The organism is Thioalkalivibrio sp. ALJ16 (assembly GCF_000377345.1).
In the GTDB taxonomy this organism is placed as follows: Bacteria; Pseudomonadota; Gammaproteobacteria; order Ectothiorhodospirales; family Ectothiorhodospiraceae; genus Thioalkalivibrio.
Genome location: NZ_KB898047.1, coordinates 18777 through 35315, shown reverse-complemented (window position 1 = coordinate 35315; position 16539 = coordinate 18777). Strand labels below are relative to the sequence as shown.

General features: G+C 67.3%; 15 protein-coding genes. 6 read left to right on the top strand and 9 right to left on the bottom strand.

Features of this window, described 5'->3' with window-relative positions; genetic code table 11:
• Positions 1-30: 30 nt before the first annotated feature.
• On the bottom strand, positions 31-1308 hold the full coding sequence (locus D000_RS0109895) for a S41 family peptidase (protein WP_026279899.1): 1278 nt from the start codon (positions 1306-1308) through the stop codon (positions 31-33).
• Positions 1309-1425: 117 nt separating this feature from the next.
• On the bottom strand, positions 1426-2601 hold the full coding sequence (locus D000_RS0109890) for a murein hydrolase activator EnvC (RefSeq protein WP_038047773.1): 1176 nt from the start codon (positions 2599-2601) through the stop codon (positions 1426-1428).
• Positions 2602-2672: 71 nt separating this feature from the next.
• On the opposite strand from D000_RS0109890, the gene D000_RS0109885 reads away from it, so the two are divergent.
• From D000_RS0109885 to D000_RS0109860, 6 genes are all read left to right on the top strand, one after another.
• Positions 2673-3008: a helix-turn-helix transcriptional regulator gene (locus D000_RS0109885; RefSeq protein WP_018873370.1), complete on the top strand. Its 336-nt coding sequence runs from the start codon at positions 2673-2675 to the stop codon at positions 3006-3008.
• A 28-nt stretch (positions 3009-3036) separates the two neighbouring features.
• Entirely contained in the window at positions 3037-3465 is a 429-nt protein-coding gene (locus D000_RS0109880) for a rhodanese-like domain-containing protein (protein ID WP_018873369.1), read from the top strand.
• Positions 3465-3755 (top strand): glutaredoxin 3, encoded by a 291-nt coding sequence (grxC, locus tag D000_RS0109875; protein ID WP_018873368.1) that lies wholly within the window; start codon positions 3465-3467, stop codon positions 3753-3755. The genes D000_RS0109880 and grxC overlap by 1 nt, the downstream gene beginning before the upstream one ends.
• A gap of 98 nt (positions 3756-3853) precedes the next feature.
• Complete coding sequence (gene secB / locus D000_RS0109870) at positions 3854-4378, top strand: protein-export chaperone SecB (RefSeq protein ID WP_018873367.1); 525 nt, start codon at positions 3854-3856, stop codon at positions 4376-4378.
• A gap of 15 nt (positions 4379-4393) precedes the next feature.
• Positions 4394-5386, top strand: a complete 993-nt coding sequence (locus D000_RS0109865; protein ID WP_018873366.1) for an NAD(P)H-dependent glycerol-3-phosphate dehydrogenase — start codon at positions 4394-4396, stop codon at positions 5384-5386.
• A gap of 129 nt (positions 5387-5515) precedes the next feature.
• On the top strand, positions 5516-6094 hold the full coding sequence (locus tag D000_RS0109860; RefSeq protein ID WP_018873365.1) for a hypothetical protein: 579 nt from the start codon (positions 5516-5518) through the stop codon (positions 6092-6094).
• 24 nt (positions 6095-6118) lie between these two features.
• Here the strand turns inward: D000_RS0109860 and D000_RS0109855 are convergent, their stop codons facing one another.
• The 7 genes from D000_RS0109855 to clpB all read right to left on the bottom strand — a co-directional run bounded on the left by D000_RS0109855 (position 6119) and on the right by clpB (position 16325).
• The gene (locus D000_RS0109855) at positions 6119-6403 is read right to left on the bottom strand and encodes a hypothetical protein (protein ID WP_018873364.1); all 285 of its coding nucleotides are present in this window, start codon (positions 6401-6403) and stop codon (positions 6119-6121) included.
• Positions 6404-6707: 304 nt separating this feature from the next.
• A complete protein-coding gene (locus tag D000_RS0109850; RefSeq protein WP_018873363.1) occupies positions 6708-8363 on the bottom strand; it encodes a BCCT family transporter in 1656 nt (551 codons plus the stop codon).
• Positions 8364-8420: 57 nt separating this feature from the next.
• On the bottom strand, positions 8421-9587 hold the full coding sequence (locus D000_RS0109845; RefSeq protein WP_018873362.1) for a putative zinc-binding metallopeptidase: 1167 nt from the start codon (positions 9585-9587) through the stop codon (positions 8421-8423).
• 132 nt (positions 9588-9719) lie between these two features.
• On the bottom strand, positions 9720-10994 hold the full coding sequence (locus D000_RS0109840) for a triacylglycerol lipase (protein ID WP_018873361.1): 1275 nt from the start codon (positions 10992-10994) through the stop codon (positions 9720-9722).
• A 113-nt stretch (positions 10995-11107) separates the two neighbouring features.
• A complete protein-coding gene (locus D000_RS0109835) occupies positions 11108-12538 on the bottom strand; it encodes a methyl-accepting chemotaxis protein (RefSeq protein ID WP_018873360.1) in 1431 nt (476 codons plus the stop codon).
• 240 nt (positions 12539-12778) lie between these two features.
• Positions 12779-13543, bottom strand: a complete 765-nt coding sequence (locus D000_RS0109830; RefSeq protein WP_018873359.1) for an SDR family NAD(P)-dependent oxidoreductase — start codon at positions 13541-13543, stop codon at positions 12779-12781.
• A gap of 199 nt (positions 13544-13742) precedes the next feature.
• Positions 13743-16325 carry an ATP-dependent chaperone ClpB gene (clpB, locus tag D000_RS0109825; RefSeq protein WP_018873358.1) on the bottom strand — a complete coding sequence of 861 codons (2583 nt, stop codon included), beginning with the start codon at positions 16323-16325 and terminating at the stop codon, positions 13743-13745.
• Positions 16326-16539: the final 214 nt, after the last annotated feature.

Below are 16539 nucleotides of genomic sequence, written 5' to 3'. Positions count from 1 at the left end.
ACGCAAGCCCTTGCTGACCTCGGCCCCGTGCTAGCGGCGGCTGTAGAAGTTCAGGCCCTTGAGCAGGTTGAGCGCCTCGTTCATGCCGTAGTCGCGCTCGGCCAGGGTCTCGCCGTTGTCGTCATCATCGGCGTCGGCCGCTTCCGGCAGGCCGTCCCGACCCATGCGCGCGCCACCATTGTCGTCGTCGGAACGCTGCACCACGAGCTGCTGCAGGCGGATGTCCGGCTCGATGCCGTCCGAGTTGATCGCCCGACCCTCGGGCGTGAAGTAGCGCGCGGTGGTCAGCTTGATCCCGGTGTTCTGGGTCAGCGGCAGGATGGTCTGGACCGAGCCCTTGCCAAAGGTGTTCTGCCCCATGACCACGGCCCGCTTGTGGTCCTGCAGGGCGCCGGCGACAATCTCCGAGGCCGAGGCCGAACCGCGGTTGACCAGCACCACCATGGGGGCACCCTTGAGTACGTCGCCCGGCGAGGCCTGGTAGCGGAACTGCGAGTCCTCGCGGCGGCCCTCGGTGTAGACGATCAGGCCTTCCTCGAGGAAGGCGTCGGAGACGCCCACGGCACCGTTCAGGATACCGCCGGGGTTGTTGCGCAGATCCAGGATCAGGCCCTTGAGTTCGCCCTCCTTCTGCATCTCCTCCACCGCGCGCACCAGATCACGCGCCGTGCGCTGCTGGAAGTTGCTGATGCGGACGTAGCCGTAGCCATCCTCCAGGATTTCGGAGCGCACGCTCTGCACCTGGATCACGTCGCGGGTGATGGTAATGTCCATCGGGCGGTCCTCGCCCTCGCGCAGCACGGTCAGGGTGATATCCGAGCCCTTCTCGCCGCGCATCTTCGCGACGGCATCGGACAGGGACATCCCCTTCACCGACTCGCCGTCCAGGCGGATGATCAGATCACCGGCCTCGATCCCGGCGCGGCTGGCCGGGGTGCCGTCGATCGGGGCGATGACCTTCACAAAGCCGTCTTCCATGCCGACCTCGATACCGAGACCGCCGAACTCGCCGGAGGTCCCGACCTGCATATCCTCGAAGTCCTGCTCGTCCAGATAGGCCGAGTGTTCGTCGAGCCCGGACAGCATGCCCTGGATCGCGCTATCCAGGAGGTCCTTGTCATCGACCTCGGTAACGTAATTGCGCTTGATGCGCATGTACACGTCGGTGAAGCGCTGCAGATCCTCCACCGGCAGGGCGGAGTGCGCGCCGTTCCCGCGGTCGGCGTAGACGGCCACCGAGACACTCAGCATGACCCCGACCACCAATCCGACAACCAGGGCGTATCCGGTGCGACAAGACTTACTCATGAACCTGTCCTCGTACTTGAGGTGACTTATTGTGACGATGGTAGCACCGGCAACGTGACCAGCGCCTGAATGCGCGTCGTTGTACGGCCTATTCGGCCAAGGCATGCATCCACCCTCCTACTGAGAGGGCCACCAGCCTTCAGGGTTCAACGGACCGCCGTTGTGACGGATTTCGAAGTACAGCCCGGGCGCGATGGCCTCGCTGCCAGTCCCGGCCACCGCCAGCTGCTCTCCGGCCGCGACCGCATCGCCCTCGGCCACGAGGATCTCCTCAACATTGCTATAAAGCGTCAGGTAGCGCTCGCCGTGGTCCACGATCACCAGGAAGCCGTAGCCCTGCATCCAGTCGGCATACACCACCTGCCCGTAATGCACCGCCCGCACCGCCTCGCCATTCGCAACTTCCAGCACCGTGCCGCGCCAGCGCGAGCGCAGCCGGCTGCCCCGTGAATCGTTGAAACTGCGGATCACCCGCCCGTCGGCCGGGCGCGGCAACTCGCCCTCGAGTGCGGCGAAGTCCACCTCCGGACGCGCCGCAGGGGCCGCGCTCGGGGCCTGCGCCGCGCTGCGCGCCTCGACCTCCTCGATCACGGCCTCCAGGGTGGCGGCGTTGCGCTGCAGCCGCTCCAATTCCAGGGCCTCGTCCTCGATGACCGCCTCCAGCTCGGCCATGGCCTGACGCTGGCGCGCCTCCTCGCGTTCGAGACCGGCCAGCGCGGCACGCGCCTGCTCCTCCTTCTCGGCCAGCACCTCGCGCTCGCGCGCCAGCTGCTCGCGCGCCGCTTCCAGTGCCTCCAGACGTTCGCGCAACCCCGCCAGGGCCCGCTCCCGGGCACTGCGGATGCGTGCGGCAAAGGCCGCCTGGTGGCGATCGTCGCCCGCCCGGTCGGGGCTGCGCCCGGGGTGACGCTCGCGCTGCCACTGGTCACGCACCAGGCGGGCGGCGGCCGCGCGCTCGGCATCCAGGTGGTCACGGGCCTCGTCAACGCGGCCCTCCTGCTCGGCCACCACCGTCTCCTGACTGGAACGGGCGCGCGCCAGCTCGCGCAAATCACGCCGCGAGGCCTCGGTCCCGCGGGCGGCATCCGCCAGCATCCCTTCCAGCTCCTGCAGCGCGGCCTGACGTTCCTGCTGGCTGCGCTGGACGTCCTGAATGGCCTCGCGGGTCTCGCGCAGTTCGGCCTCCGGCTCCAGCGCCATGGCGGGCCCCGCCAGCAGCAGCAAGGCCGACACCACGCACCGAAATGGGGCGCGGAAACCGCATCGGGGAGTCAAGATTGCGCAAATTCGCATATCGGGGTACGTTTAGGTACTTATATTCTGACCCAGTTGCGAGGCCCCCTCGCACAATGAAGAGGCATCCCGTGAGCAACGAAACGGTTGAATTCGAAATGTCCGTCGAAGACGGCCTGATGTCACAGGACGAAGACATCGAGCGTGCCTCGCGCTCGCTCAAGGCCATGTCCCACCCGCTGCGCCTGAAGATCCTCTGCATTCTCGGCGATCGCGAAATCAGCGTACAGGAAATCGTCGATCAGGTCGGGACCTCCCAGAGCAATATCTCGCAGCACCTGGGTATCCTGCGCGACAAGGGCATTCTCGCCACACGCAAGGACGCCAATCGGGTCTTTTACCGTGTCGGGGACTCCCGGACCCTTCGTCTGATCGGTATGATGCAGGACGTTTTCTGCAGCTCCTGACAATCACCCCTCCGATCCGGTCTCCCGAATGCTAGAACGTCTGCCCGAATTCCTTGCCAACCACCCCATCCTGACCGGCGCCCTGCTCGCCGTCATCGGCATGATCCTGTTCGCCGAGTTCCGGCGCCTGAATCGCAAGTACCGCTCGCTCTCGCCCACCGAGGCGGTGCGAGTAATCAACCAGGACGAAGCCCTGGTGCTGGACGTGCGCGAGGACAACGAGGTCGCGGCCGGCCGCATCGGCGGCGCCAAGCATATCCCGCTCGGCAGCCTGCAAAAGCGCATGGGCGACATCGAGAAATACAAAGATAAGCCGGTGGTGGTCTACTGCCGCAGCGGCAACCGTTCCGCGAGCGCCGCACAGCAGCTCACCGCAGCCGGTTTCCAGGACGTGGTCAACCTGCAGGGCGGCATCCAGGCCTGGCAATCGGCCAACATGCCCGTCAAGAAGAAGTAATGCAGTTCGAGGTCTACTCCAGCGGCCGCTGCCCGTTCTGTCTGCTGGCCCGCCGCCTGCTCAACCAGCGCGGCTACCCCTTCACGGAATACGCGGTCGATCGCGAACCGGGCCTGCGCGCGGAGATGGAACAGCGTGCCGGCGGCCGCACCTCGGTCCCCCAGATCTTCCTTGGCGGCACCCATATCGGGGGCTTCGACGACCTGCAGGCACTCGACGCCCGCGGAGAGCTGGAGCCGCTGGCCGCGCAGGCCGGGCTCACGCCCGAGACCGGCGACACGACCGGCTGAGCGCATGGGTACCATCCGGGCCCTGCCCGCCGGTGCCGCGACCGCTACAATCTTCCGAATTCCCAACCTCCCGAATCCAAGAGACTGCGAGACCCATCATGGCTGAAGAGAACACCCCGAAAAGCGGCAACGGCGCGGCCCAGGACGAACAGAAGGCGCGCCCGGACTTCTCCATCCAGAAGGTCTTTATCAAGGACCTGTCCTTCGAAGCGCCGGACTCCCCCGAGGTCTTCATGCGCGAGTGGAAGGGCGATACCAACATCCAGCTGAACACCAACGCCCGCCCGATCGACGAGGCCGCAGGCGCCTTCGAAGTGGAACTGGGGCTGACCGTGACCACCGAGTCCAACGGCAAGACCGCGTACCTGGTGGAGATCAAGCAGGCCGGCGTGTTCATCGTGCGCGACTTCCCCGAGGACCAGCGCAATCACCTGCTGGGCGCCTACTGCCCCAACGTGCTGTTCCCGTTCGCGCGCGAGACCGTCGCCGATCTGGTCCTGAAGGGCGGCTTCCCGCAGCTGCTGCTGCAGCCGGTCAACTTCGAGTCGCTGTACGCCCAGCATCTGCAGGAGCAGAAGCAGCAGGCGGGCGGCGAGCCGGCAGCGCCGACCGAGCAGGCCTGACGCCGGGCAGACAGGATGCGCATCGCGGTCCTTGGAGGCGGCTGCTGGGGCACGGCACTGGCACTGCATGCGGCGCGCCTGCATGACGACGTAACCCTGTGGGTGCGCGACATCGACGCCGCCACGCGGCTGCAGGATGCCCGCGAAAATGCCCGCTACCTGCCCGGCCACCGCTTCCCGGACAACCTCCGTGTCAGCGCCGATCCGGCGAGCGTGGACGACCGCGACCTGGTCCTGATCGCGGTACCCTCCGGCGCCTTCCGCACAACCCTGCGCTGGCTGGCGCCGCGACTGGCGCAACACCAGGTCGTGGCCTGGGCCACCAAGGGACTGGAGACCGCAACCGGCGCCTGGCTGCACGAGATCGCGGAACAGGAGCTGGGTCCGGAACGGCCCCCGGCCCTGATCTCCGGCCCCTCCTTCGCCGCCGAGGTCGCGCAGGAACAACCCACCGCGCTGTCCGTGGCCTCCACCGACGAGGGCCACATGGACTGCCTGGTAAGGGCCCTGCACGGGCGTTCGCTGCGGCTGTACCGCAACCCCGACGTGATCGGGGTGGAGCTGGGCGGGGCCCTGAAGAACGTACTGGCGGTGGCCACCGGCATTGCCGATGGCGCCGGGTTCGGGGCCAATGCCCGGGCCGCGCTGATGACCCGGGGGCTGGCCGAGATCCAGCGCTTCGGGGCCGCCGTCGGCGCCCGCCCCACCACCCTCACCGGCCTCTCCGGGCTGGGCGACATGATCCTCACCTGCACCGACGACCAGTCACGCAACCGTCGCCTTGGCCGGATGCTGGGCGAGGGGCTGGACCTGGCGACGGCCCGGGCCCGGGTCGGACAGTCGGTGGAGGGCGTGGAGACGGCCCGAGTCGCCGTCACGCGGGCCCAGGCACTGGACGTGGAAATGCCGATCTGCGCCGAGGTGCACGCCGTGCTCTACCAGGGCCGCCCGGTCCACGACACCGTGCGCCGCCTGCTGGAACGCGATCCCACACGCGAGGAAGACTAGGGACCCACGGGCACATCCGTGCTTCCTTGGAGCGCCGCGCCACAAAATCCCCGCACGCCACCCGCACAATCGCCCCGCCCCCCGGATGCAGCTACCGTGGAACCCCACGCGAACGCAATGGAGGCAGGGATGAGCAAGGCCTGGAAGGAACTCGATCTCGAAGGCGGTGGCCTGCAGGCGGTCAATGCACGGCTGGCACGCGAGATGCGCACGCGCCCGGCGGCCTACGCGGCCTGGGTCCTGTTCCCGCTGGGGCTGCACCGCTTCTACCTGCGCGACCCCCTGGGCGGCGCCGGCTTCCCGCTGCTCACCGCCACCACGATAGGCCTGGCCGTGTTGGCCCCGGCCGCCTGGTGGCTAATCCCCCTCGGCGCGGCCCTGCTGTGGGCAGGCGTGGACCTGTGGTGGATTGACCGACGGGTGACCGACTACAACAAGGAACTGCGCAAGCAGGTGTTCCTGCGCCGCGGCCACAAGCCGCCGCAGGACTATCGCGGCCGCTACACCAGCGACGAGGATGCCCGCCGCGAACTCGAGGAATACCAGCGCATCAAGGAGAGTGAAAAGGCGGGCCACCCGGGCCCCGCCGGTGCCAACGTCCGCGATCGCGACGTGGGCGGGCGCAGCCGCATGCCCAGCTTCAATGAACAGGAGGCCATGCTGCGGCAGATGCGCCGTGACCGGAAGCCGGACACCGGCGAGGACTGACCGCGAGTTCGGGCCGTCGGTCGATCAGCTGTCGCCGGGGCGCCATACGCCGCTGGCCGCCTGTGGCGGCGGGGCGGCCTGCTTGCGGCTCTCCACATCGACAAAGACTGACTCGGCAAACTGCGACAGCTGCTTCAGGTAGTCCTTGCGCTCGTTCACCGACTCCGGCATCTGCGCAACCATGAACCCCGTGATCGCGGCCAGGTACTGTACCGCCACGATGGGCTGCTGCGCCTTCGGGTCCACCTCGGTCAGCAGATCCTGGACCTTCTGGATCAGTTCGCCGGACAACTGCAGGGTATCGCTCATGGGTTCCTCTCGCGGTTCGGTTGACGATGGGCGCACAGGCTACGGCAAGCCCCACCCACCCGAAAGCGGCCGCAGGATGCGCGGGCCTTTCCAGCGGCTCACCACCAAGCGCCCGAAAAACCAAAGAGCATTTACAGGAAGAAGGGAAGGTCGGAAGGAGCTATTTGGATGACGGTGCATTGGATGCATAGCCCTGAACACCCCCCCCGCTAAGCGCAAGGGGTTCCGACCATTCATTCTTCCCGTCTTCCCAGCTCCTGTTAATCGCTCTTTACGGTGTTCGTCGTGGTGGAAGGCCGGACCGTCAGGGAACCCGGCGGTCGTCTTCGTCTTGGGCCTCGGGGACATCGTCGTCCACATCGAAATCCTCGTGGACCCGATCAGGCGGGATGGTCCATGGCTCGCTCGGCACAATGGTGTGCTCGCCGGGCCGCGGGGCAAAGCGCTCCGTCTCCAGACCGCGGACCAGCCCCACGACCATCATCAGCATGACCAGCGAGAACGGCAGCGCAGCCAGGATGACCGCGTTCTGCAGGACCTCCAGCCCCCCGGCCAGCAGCAGCACACCCGTCACCAGCCCGATCATCGCCCCCCACAGGATCAGGTGCACCGAACGGTGTTCAGTGGACCCGTGGGCCAACAGGGTGTTGATCACCACGATGCCGGCGTTCGCCGAGGTCAGCAGGTAGGTGGCGATCAGGATCGTAATCAGGATCGCCCCGGTCTTTGCGATCAGCCATGGCTCCAGGGTCTCCATGGTGGCAAAGGTCGCCATGGTCAGGTCCTCGGATACGCGCTCGGCGATATTCCCGATCCCTTCCACCTCGGCATGCAGGGCTGTGCCCCCCAGCAGAGCCAGCCAGAAGAACGTAATCAGGGTCGGCACCAGCAGGACCCCCATCACGAACTCGCGCAGCGTGCGCCCCCGCGAGATGCGGGCGATGAACAGGCCCACGAACGGTGCCCAGGCCAGCCACCAGCCCCAGTAGAAGACGGTCCAGTCGGAATGCCATTCATCCATATGGTGGGCATGGGTGTACAGCGACAGGCCCAGCAGGTTCTGCAGGTAGCTACCGCTGGACTGCACCACCAGGGCCAGCAGGTACTGGGTTGGCCCCCAGATCAGCAGCAGCCCCAGCAGGGCGACGCTGAACCACAGATTGGCCTGGCTGACCCGCTGCACACCGGACTGCATGCCGGCGACCACCGAGACGATGGCCACCACCGTCAGCAGTGCCGTCAGCATCAGCAGCCCGCGGTCGCCTTCCAGCGAGAGCCCGATAGTATGCGCCAGCCCGGTCTCCAGCTGCTGGATGCCCAGCCCCAGCGTAGTCGCAATGCCAAACACGGTGGCGATGATCGCCAGCAGGTCGACCAGATCTCCCGGCCAGGTGTGGCTGTACTTTCCGATCAAGGGATGCAGCGCGGAACGCAACGCCAGTGGCTGACCCTTGCGAAACCCGAAATAGGCGAGGATCAGCGCCAGCAGCGCGAACACGCCCCAGGCGTTCAGCCCCCAGTGGAAATAGGTCAGCACCATGGACATGTCGGCTGCGGCAGCGCGGTCGTCGTTGCCGGAGAGAAAGGGATTCCCGCCATAGTGCGACAGCGGCTCCGCCACGGCCCAGAACAGAAGCCCCACCCCCATGCCGGCGGCAAACAGCATCGACAGCCAGGACAACGTGGTGAACTCCGGCACTTCGTCGTCCCGACCCAGGCGGACGTTCTTGTAGCGCCCGATACCGAGCCACACCACCATGACCAGAAAAAAGGCCATGACGACCACGTAGTACCACTCCAGAAACGGCGTGACGAAGCTGCGCGCATCGCCCACGACCGTGCCCAGCTCCTCGGTGCGGTACACCCCCAGCAGAGCGATAATCACCACCAGCACCAGGGCCAGCGGGGCGACTCGAGGATTCAGGCCCTTGAACGGGCCGCGGGTGGCGACGTTATACATCCTGGGTCCTTTTCATGCGACCGCGCGGGGTACGGGGTCGCGGACACGGCTCCGCGGTCAGAGGCTCGAGGCCTGCGGCGACCGCGTCCACGACGCCTCGGCACGTGTGGCAGTGCGGAAATCCTGAATAACCCGATGCACGAAGGCCAGCTTCTCGATGGCCACCGCGGTCAGAACAAACGGATAGACATGGGGATGGCCCATGCTGCGGTTGAGGCTGTTCAGGGCGCCGGCCAGCGGCAGCCAGTGGTCGATCAGCAGGTCGAATTCCACCGTGGCGTAGGCATCGAACGCCGGGTGCCCGCCCGCGGCCCGCAGCCGCGCCGAGGGCCCGGCCCGGGGCACGATGTCCATGCCGTAGGCCGCCGCCGTATCCAGAGTATCCACGATGTGCATGTAGTGTGCCCAGGTCTCCGCCCAGTCCTCCCAGGGGTGGGAACTGGCATAGGCCGAGACGAAGGCGTCCTGCCAGTCAGCCGGCGGCCCTCCGGCGTAATGGCGCCGCAAAGCCTCGTCGTAGTCCTCGCGCTCGTCACCGAAGCGCTCGCGAAACGCCGTATGCCAGTGGGTATCGCGGATCAGGCGGTCCCAGTAGTAGTGCGCGGACTCGTGCCGAAAATGCCCGAGGATCGTGCGATACGGCTCCGCCATCGCCTCGCGCATGCGCTCGCGCACCGCGGGATCGGCCTCGGCAATGTTGAGCGTAATCAGCCCGTTCGCATGGCCGGTCATCACGCCCCCGCCCTCGTGGAAATCGGGGTTCGGGTCCGCGAGAAAATCGAATGCCAGGCCCGCGGGATCGTTCTTTCTGGGGAGTACCGGCAGCCCCAGCCGCAGCAGGCCGTAGACCAGCCGCCGCTTCTCCACCTCCAGGCGTTCCCACAGACGCGCATTGCCGGGGACACTGAGATCCGGAATGGTCCGGTTCAGACGGCAGGCGCGGCAGAAGCGTTCCGGGTCGTCATACGGCACCAGCCAGTTGCAGACCGCATCAACGGCATAGTGACGGCACTGCCGGTACAGACGCTCGGCCGGGTCATCCGCGACCCGCCACAGCCCGCCCGGAATCGGACGCCCGCGGGCATCGTTCGCATCCCCCGCCATCACCAGTGCCGAGAGTTCCAGGGCATCCGGGCGAAAGCCCAGCCGGTGCCCGCAGCTGGTACAGACCGTGTTGTCGAAATACACGGCCTGGTGGCAAACCTCGCATTCGAATAACTGCATGGCGTCCCCTGCTGTCTGCCCCACCCGGTTCGAGCCCGAAGCCGGTATGGCCCCCAGCTTACTCAAATCCCCCGACCGACGTTGCAACCCGGTATCCGGCCTCTCCCGGAGCGCGCCGGTCGATCCGCTGGATCAGGGTGCCTCCAGCAGCTGGGTAACGCGCTCCAGCGTCATCGGGTGCGACAGGATACCTTCATGCGTAGCCGGTACGCCAAAGACGGACGTGGCCGCCTGCTGCGCTGGCGGATGCAGCACACTGACCAGCGAAACCACGCCATCCGCCGTGGCGCGGGCCGCGCCTTCGCCGCGCTGGTAGCCGAACAGCAGATGCAGCTGCGTGGCATCCAGCGCCGGTTCCGCGAACAACGTCTCGAGGTAGCCACTGCCCACGGCCATGTCGCGCCACACCGGGATCACCACCGGGGAACGCTCGACCCCCTGCTGGGCGCGTTCGTGGCCGCCCCAGGGGGTTGCAAGGGTGATCAGCTGCGGCACCGTGGCGGCCCGCTGTGCCCGTTCCTGCAGAAAACCAAGCGCAATCAGCCCGCCCATGCTGTGAGCCACCACCGGCAATTGCTCCACGTTATGGCGCACCTCCAGCTCCTCCACGATCTGGGCGAGGTAGGCCGCCGAGGAACGTAGCGGCAGGCCGGAGGCGTAGTAGAAGAACCACGGCTGATAGCGATCCCGGTCCAGCTGCTCGAGCAGGGTCGTGAAGTCGCGCGGCGAGCCGTTCATCCCGTGGATGAACAGCACCGGGGTCCGCTCGGGGTCGTAGGGTTCCAGGAAATACACGCCGGCATGTCCCGCCAGCACGAAGTCCAGCGGCCGCCACTGACTGCCACGCGCCACCGCGCGGTCAAACCGCGGATCGGACAGGTGCACGATCTCGCCGTAGGCGGTCACCCGCCCCAGAGCCGCCGGGCCCGCGGCATCCGTATCCTGGCGCCCGCGTAGCGGCGCGAGGTCGATGGCGTGGGCCAGGCGATCCTCCCCCGCCACCGGGATGTCGAGACCGCTCAGGCGCACCCCGGGACCGCATTCCAGCGGCTCGCCCCCGGACAGCCGTTGCACCGGTGCACCGGCCGGGTGGAGCCCGTCACCGGCGTCATCGCGAAAGGCCACCACGGTGTAGATGCCCGGTTCCAGCGCGAAGAACCAGCGGCCACCATGCGCGCTGAGCACGTGGTCCACCGCCTCGGGCACCCGCCCCGCCCCGTCGGGCTCGCGAAAGACCACGACCACGTAGGGCCCGGAGCCCGCGGGCTCCACGACTGCGGGGCCCACCGTCCCGCTGATCACACAGGCGCCGCCCATGCGCGCGAACTGCTCGCGCGCATCGATCAGTGCACACCCCGACAGCAGCACCCCCAGCCCCACAATCCACAACAGCCTGGCTGCGCCCATCCCTGCATCCCTTCAACCGGCACGTAGCCATAGTGTAGCCAGCCGGGAACCGATCAGGTCTTCGGGAGCGGTCCGAGCGGGTGCCACGGAGCCGCCCGTACCGGGGCGCCCGGTCACTCTGGCATACGGTAGATCGCGCTCAGGGAGATATCTGCGGCCAGCACACCGCCCAGGGTGCCGTTGCTGGCACGCAGCGGCACCGCCACGGTGAAGCAGTAGGTCCCGGTCGCGGCCGACCGGTACAGCGGCGTGGCATAGGTATCACCATCCTCCGCCACACAGCGGAACCACTCGCGGCCGGACCAGTCCTGGCCGGCCCCGGTCCCGGTGTACTGCGCGGCAAATCCGTCCGGTGCGATATTGGCCGTGACCTGCCGGCCACTGGCGTCGGTCACATACAACAGCTCCAGGAACTGGTGTTCGGCCAGGGCACGGTGCATCGCGCCCTCGAGCGTGGCCGTATCCAGCTCGCCACGCTGGAACGGCGCGGCCAGCGACTCCACGCATTCACGGGCACGCCGATGGATATCCAGGCGAAACACGCCGATCGCATCCAGCGCACTGCTGGCCAGGGCCTCCAGTTCGTCGCTGAAGGCTCCGGCCTCGCGGGCCTTGCCCTCCATGCGCGCGGCTACCCCGGCCACCTGCTGGATATCCGCGGACACCGACTTCGCCGTGGAACTCATCTGCTCGGTGGCACTGGCGATCTGGTGAATGCTGTCGCCCAGTTCATCGGTGGCCTCACGCGCGGCACGCAGACCATCGCGCGTGGAACGCACCGCCTCCAGGCCCTGCTGCATGTCCTCACGTACGGCATCGACCCCGGCCACCGTATCGCCCACACCGGTTTGCACCTGGTCCAGCAAGGCCTGGACCTGCCGCGTCGCCGCGCCGGTCTGATCCGCCAGCTGGCGGACCTCGTCGGCCACCACCGAGAACCCGGCGCCATGCTGCCCGGCGCGGACCGCCTCGATCGCGGCATTCAGCGCCAGCAGGTTGGTCTGCTTCGCAATGCCGTCAATCAGGCCGATGATCTGCCCGATCTGATCCGCCTGTTCGCTGAGTGCGGCCACCCGGTCGGCCAGGGTATCGACCCCCTGCCCGATCGAGTTCACGCGTTGCCAGGCATGCTCGCCGAAGTGGTCGCATTCCGAGGTCGATTGCGCCACCTGGCGCGCAAGCCGCGCCACATGCTGGGTGTTCGGGGCCAGATCCTGTTCCAGCGTGGCGGCCATCTCCTCCGCGGCCGCGGCGATGCTGTTGGCCGACCCGTTCAGCAGGCCGCTGTGATCCCGGGTCTCGCGGGCCGCATCGGCCAGGGCCGGCACCCGGTCGGCGACCGCCACGGTCGCCCGCGAGGCGCGGCCGATCGCCTCGTGCAGTTTGCCGACAAAGCGATCCAGGGGCTCGGCGATCATCGCCTCGACCCGCTGCACGCGAAAGGACAGGGTCAGGTCCCAGTCGCGTTCGGTCTGACGCTCCAATAAACGGGCGAGCTGGCTGCGGGTGTTGCTGCGGGGGCTGAGGGCCGGAAACAGGGGCATGGTTCTTGGTGACCTTTGGTTACGGATAAACCTCCCGTTTCAGCAATCCACGTGCCAGTTTCAAGGGGCCTGACTTATCACAGCTCACGCCACATCCACGCACCGTCGCGGGGCACGCGCTCCCCTCCGGTGCCGCCAACGTCCGGGAACGGTGCATCCGTCCGGCCCTGCCCGCCTGTGTGCCTGTGTGCCTGTGTGCCTGTGTGCCCGGGACGTACAACCGCAACCCCAAAGCCGCTGCTACTGGGCACAAAGGCCGCCGTCGACAACGTAGGTGTTGCCGGTACAGCCGGACGCCGCATCGGATAATAGGAATACGGCCAGTCCGGCGCACTCCTCGTTGCTGACGTAACGACCCAGCGGGATGCGCGACTCGAAGGACTGGTGCACCTCTTCGCCGTGCCCCGGGTTCGCCTGTTCCTCGATCGACTGCATCATGCGATTGGCCACCGGCCCCGGGTTCAACGTATTGACCCGAATGTGCTCCGGCCCCAGCTCCGCGGCCAGGCATTTCATCATGCCGACCACCGCGTGCTTGCTGGACACGTAGGGTGCCAGGCCGGCGGCCCCGCGCAAGCCGGCCACGCTGGAGGTCATCACGATGCTGCCGCCCAGCCCGCGGCGCAGGGCAGGAAGGACGGCCTCCACGCCAAGACGCACGCCATGCACGTTGACCGCGAAGACCTTCTCCCAGGCGGCCTCGGAACGGCTGTCGAACGGGCCTACCTCACCCTCGATGCCGGCATTCAGGAACGCCCCGTCGAGGTGCCCGAAGCGCTCCAGCGCGGCCGCGACCATGCGCTCGTTGTCTGTACGCCGGGTCACATCCACGGCCAATCCGAGTGCGCGGTCACCCAGTTCTGCGGCGATGGCCTCCACCGGCGCGGCCTCGCGGTCGGTAATGACCACGCACGCACCCTCGGCGTGTGCCCGCCTTGCGGTTGCCTCGCCAATGCCACCGGCACCGCCGGTCATCACAAACACCTTTCCGTTCAGGTCACCCATGCCGGTCTCCTTGCAATGATGTGGACGCCTGCCCCGACGCGGGGGCTGGGGCGCATTCTCCGTAGACCCGCAAGTGCCGGGCAATATCCCGGCACCCCGGGCGCGCCCCACGCCCCGGACAGAAAGAAAAAGGCCCGCGCAAGCGGGCCTTTCGGGGGCTGGGCCAGGAGAATGAGCCAGGGTCTGCCGATGCGCCGCGTCAGGCGGCGGCGCCGGCCTTGCTGAAGATCAGATGGTCGCCCTCCATATCCACTGCGATGGTATCGCCGGGGCCGAACTCGCCGGCCAGCAGCGACTGCGCCAGCGGGTTCTCCAGCTGGGTCTGGATCGCCCGCTTGAGCGGACGCGCCCCGTAGACCGGGTCGAAGCCCGCAGCGCCCAGGTGGTCCAGCGCGGCATCGGTGATGGTCAGGCCCAGATCGCGCTCCTCCAGCCGCTTGCGCAGATACTGCAGCTGGATATCGGCGATCGCGCGGATCTGTTCGCGCTCCAGCGGATGGAATACCACCACGTCGTCCACCCGGTTGATGAACTCGGGGCGGAAGTGCTGCCCGACGATCTCCATCACCGCGTCCTTCATCGCCGCGTAGTTCTCCTCGCCGGCCATCTCCTGGATCTGCTGCGAGCCCAGGTTGGAGGTCATCACGATCACCGTGTTGCGGAAGTCCACGGTACGGCCGTGCCCGTCCGTCAAGCGCCCGTCGTCCAGCACCTGCAACAGCACGTTGAAGACATCCGGGTGCGCCTTCTCGACCTCGTCCAGCAGGATCACCGAGTACGGCTTGCGGCGCACGGCCTCGGTCAGATAGCCACCCTCCTCGTAGCCGACATAACCCGGGGGCGCCCCGATCAACCGCGCCACGGAGTGTTTTTCCATGAACTCGGACATGTCGATGCGCACCATCGCCTCCTGCGTATCGAACAGGAACCCGGCCAGCGCCTTGGTCAGCTCGGTCTTGCCCACGCCGGTCGGGCCGAGGAACAGGAACGAGCCGTTCGGGCGATTCGGGTCGGACAGGCCCGCCCGCGAGCGACGAATGGCATTGGCCACCGCCCGCACCGCCTCGTTCTGGCCAACCACGCGGTCACCGATGGCCTCTTCCATGCGCAGCAGCTTGTCCTTCTCGCCCTCCAGCATCTTGGCGACCGGGATGCCGGTCCAGCGCGAGACCACCTCGGCGACCTCTTCGTCCGTCACCTTGGTGCGCAGCAGCTGGGTCTCCTGGCTCTCCATCTCGTGGGCCATGGCCAGGGACTTCTCCAGGTCCGGAATGCGCCCGTACTGCAGTTCCGACATGCGCGAGAGATCCCCGGCGCGGCGGGCCGTCTCCAGCTCCAGGCGGGCGCGTTCCAGTTCTTCCTTCAGCTGTGCGGCGCCGGAGACCGAGGCCTTCTCGGACTTCCACACCTCTTCCAGATCGGAGTACTCGCGCTCCAGGCGCTCGATCTCGCCCTCCAGCGTGTCGAGGCGCTTCTTCGAGGCGTCGTCGGATTCCTTCTTCAGCGCCTCGCGCTCGATCTTCAGCTGGATCAGGCGGCGCTCCAGGCGATCCATGGATTCCGGCTTGGAGTCGATCTCCATCTTGATGCGGCTGGCCGCCTCGTCGATCAGGTCGATCGCCTTGTCCGGCAGCTGGCGGTCGGTGATGTAGCGCTGCGAGAGCTGCGCGGCCGCGACGATCGCCGGGTCGGTGATCTCGATGCCGTGGTGGACCTCGTAGCGTTCCTTCAGCCCGCGCAGGATGGCGATGGTGTCCTCCTGACTGGGCTCGTCCACCAGCACCTTCTGGAAGCGGCGCTCCAGCGCGGCGTCCTTCTCGATGTTCTCGCGGTACTCATTGAGCGTGGTCGCGCCGATGCAGTGCAGCTCGCCGCGCGCCAGCGCCGGCTTGAGCATGTTGCCCGCGTCCATCGCGCCCTCGGCCTTGCCGGCGCCCACCAGGGTATGGATCTCGTCGATGAACAGGATCACCCGGCCCTCTTCCTGCGACAGCTCCTTGAGCACGGACTTCAGCCGTTCCTCGAAATCGCCGCGGTACTTGGCCCCGGCCAGCAGCGCGCCCAGGTCCAGCGCAAGCACGCGCTTGTCCTTGAGCCCCTCGGGCACCTCGCCGTTGATGATGCGCTGCGCCAGGCCCTCGACGATCGCAGTCTTGCCGACGCCCGGCTCGCCGATCAGCACCGGGTTGTTCTTGGTGCGGCGCTGCAGCACCTGGATCGAGCGACGGATCTCCTCGTCCCGACCGATCACCGGGTCCAGCTTGCCCTGCTCGGCGCGCTCGGTCAGGTCGGTGGTGTATTTCTCCAGCGCCTGGCGGCTCTCCTCGGCATCCGGGTTGTCCACCTGGTTGCCGCCGCGGATGTCATGGATGGCCTTGTCCAGCGCGTCCTTGTTGGCACCGGCATGGCGCAGCATCTCGCCCACGCCGCCCTTCTCGTCGACGGCGGCGAGCAGGAACAGCTCGCTGGAGATGTACTGATCCTTGTTCTGCTGGGCCAGCTTGTCGCAGACATTCAGCAGCCGGCCGAGGTCATTGGAGACATGGACCTCGCCGGCCGCACCCTCGACGCGGGGCATGCGGTCCAGCGCCTCGCCCAGCGCCGAGCGCAGCTGGCGCACGTTGACGCCCGCGCGGTCGAGCACGTGGCGCACGGTGCCGCCATCCTGGTCCAGCAAGGCCAGCAGCAGATGGGACGGTTCGATGAACTGATGGTCACGGCCAACGGCAAGAGACTGCGCATCGGCGATCGCGGACTGGAACTTGGTGGTCAGGCGATCCATTCGCATTGGGAAACCCCTCGGTCAAATCTTGATGAACTGACACGAATCATGGGGGCAGCCCGGGCGGCTTCAAGGAGGATCGCAACAAACGACCGCCGCCGGGGTGGGGTGGCCAGGGCTCGGGAGACGCTGATTGAATCGCACGTACGCGCACCCGTTCTTGATCAAAAACGGGCGGGTAGAACCACTACCCGCTGCACGACGCGCCTTGTCC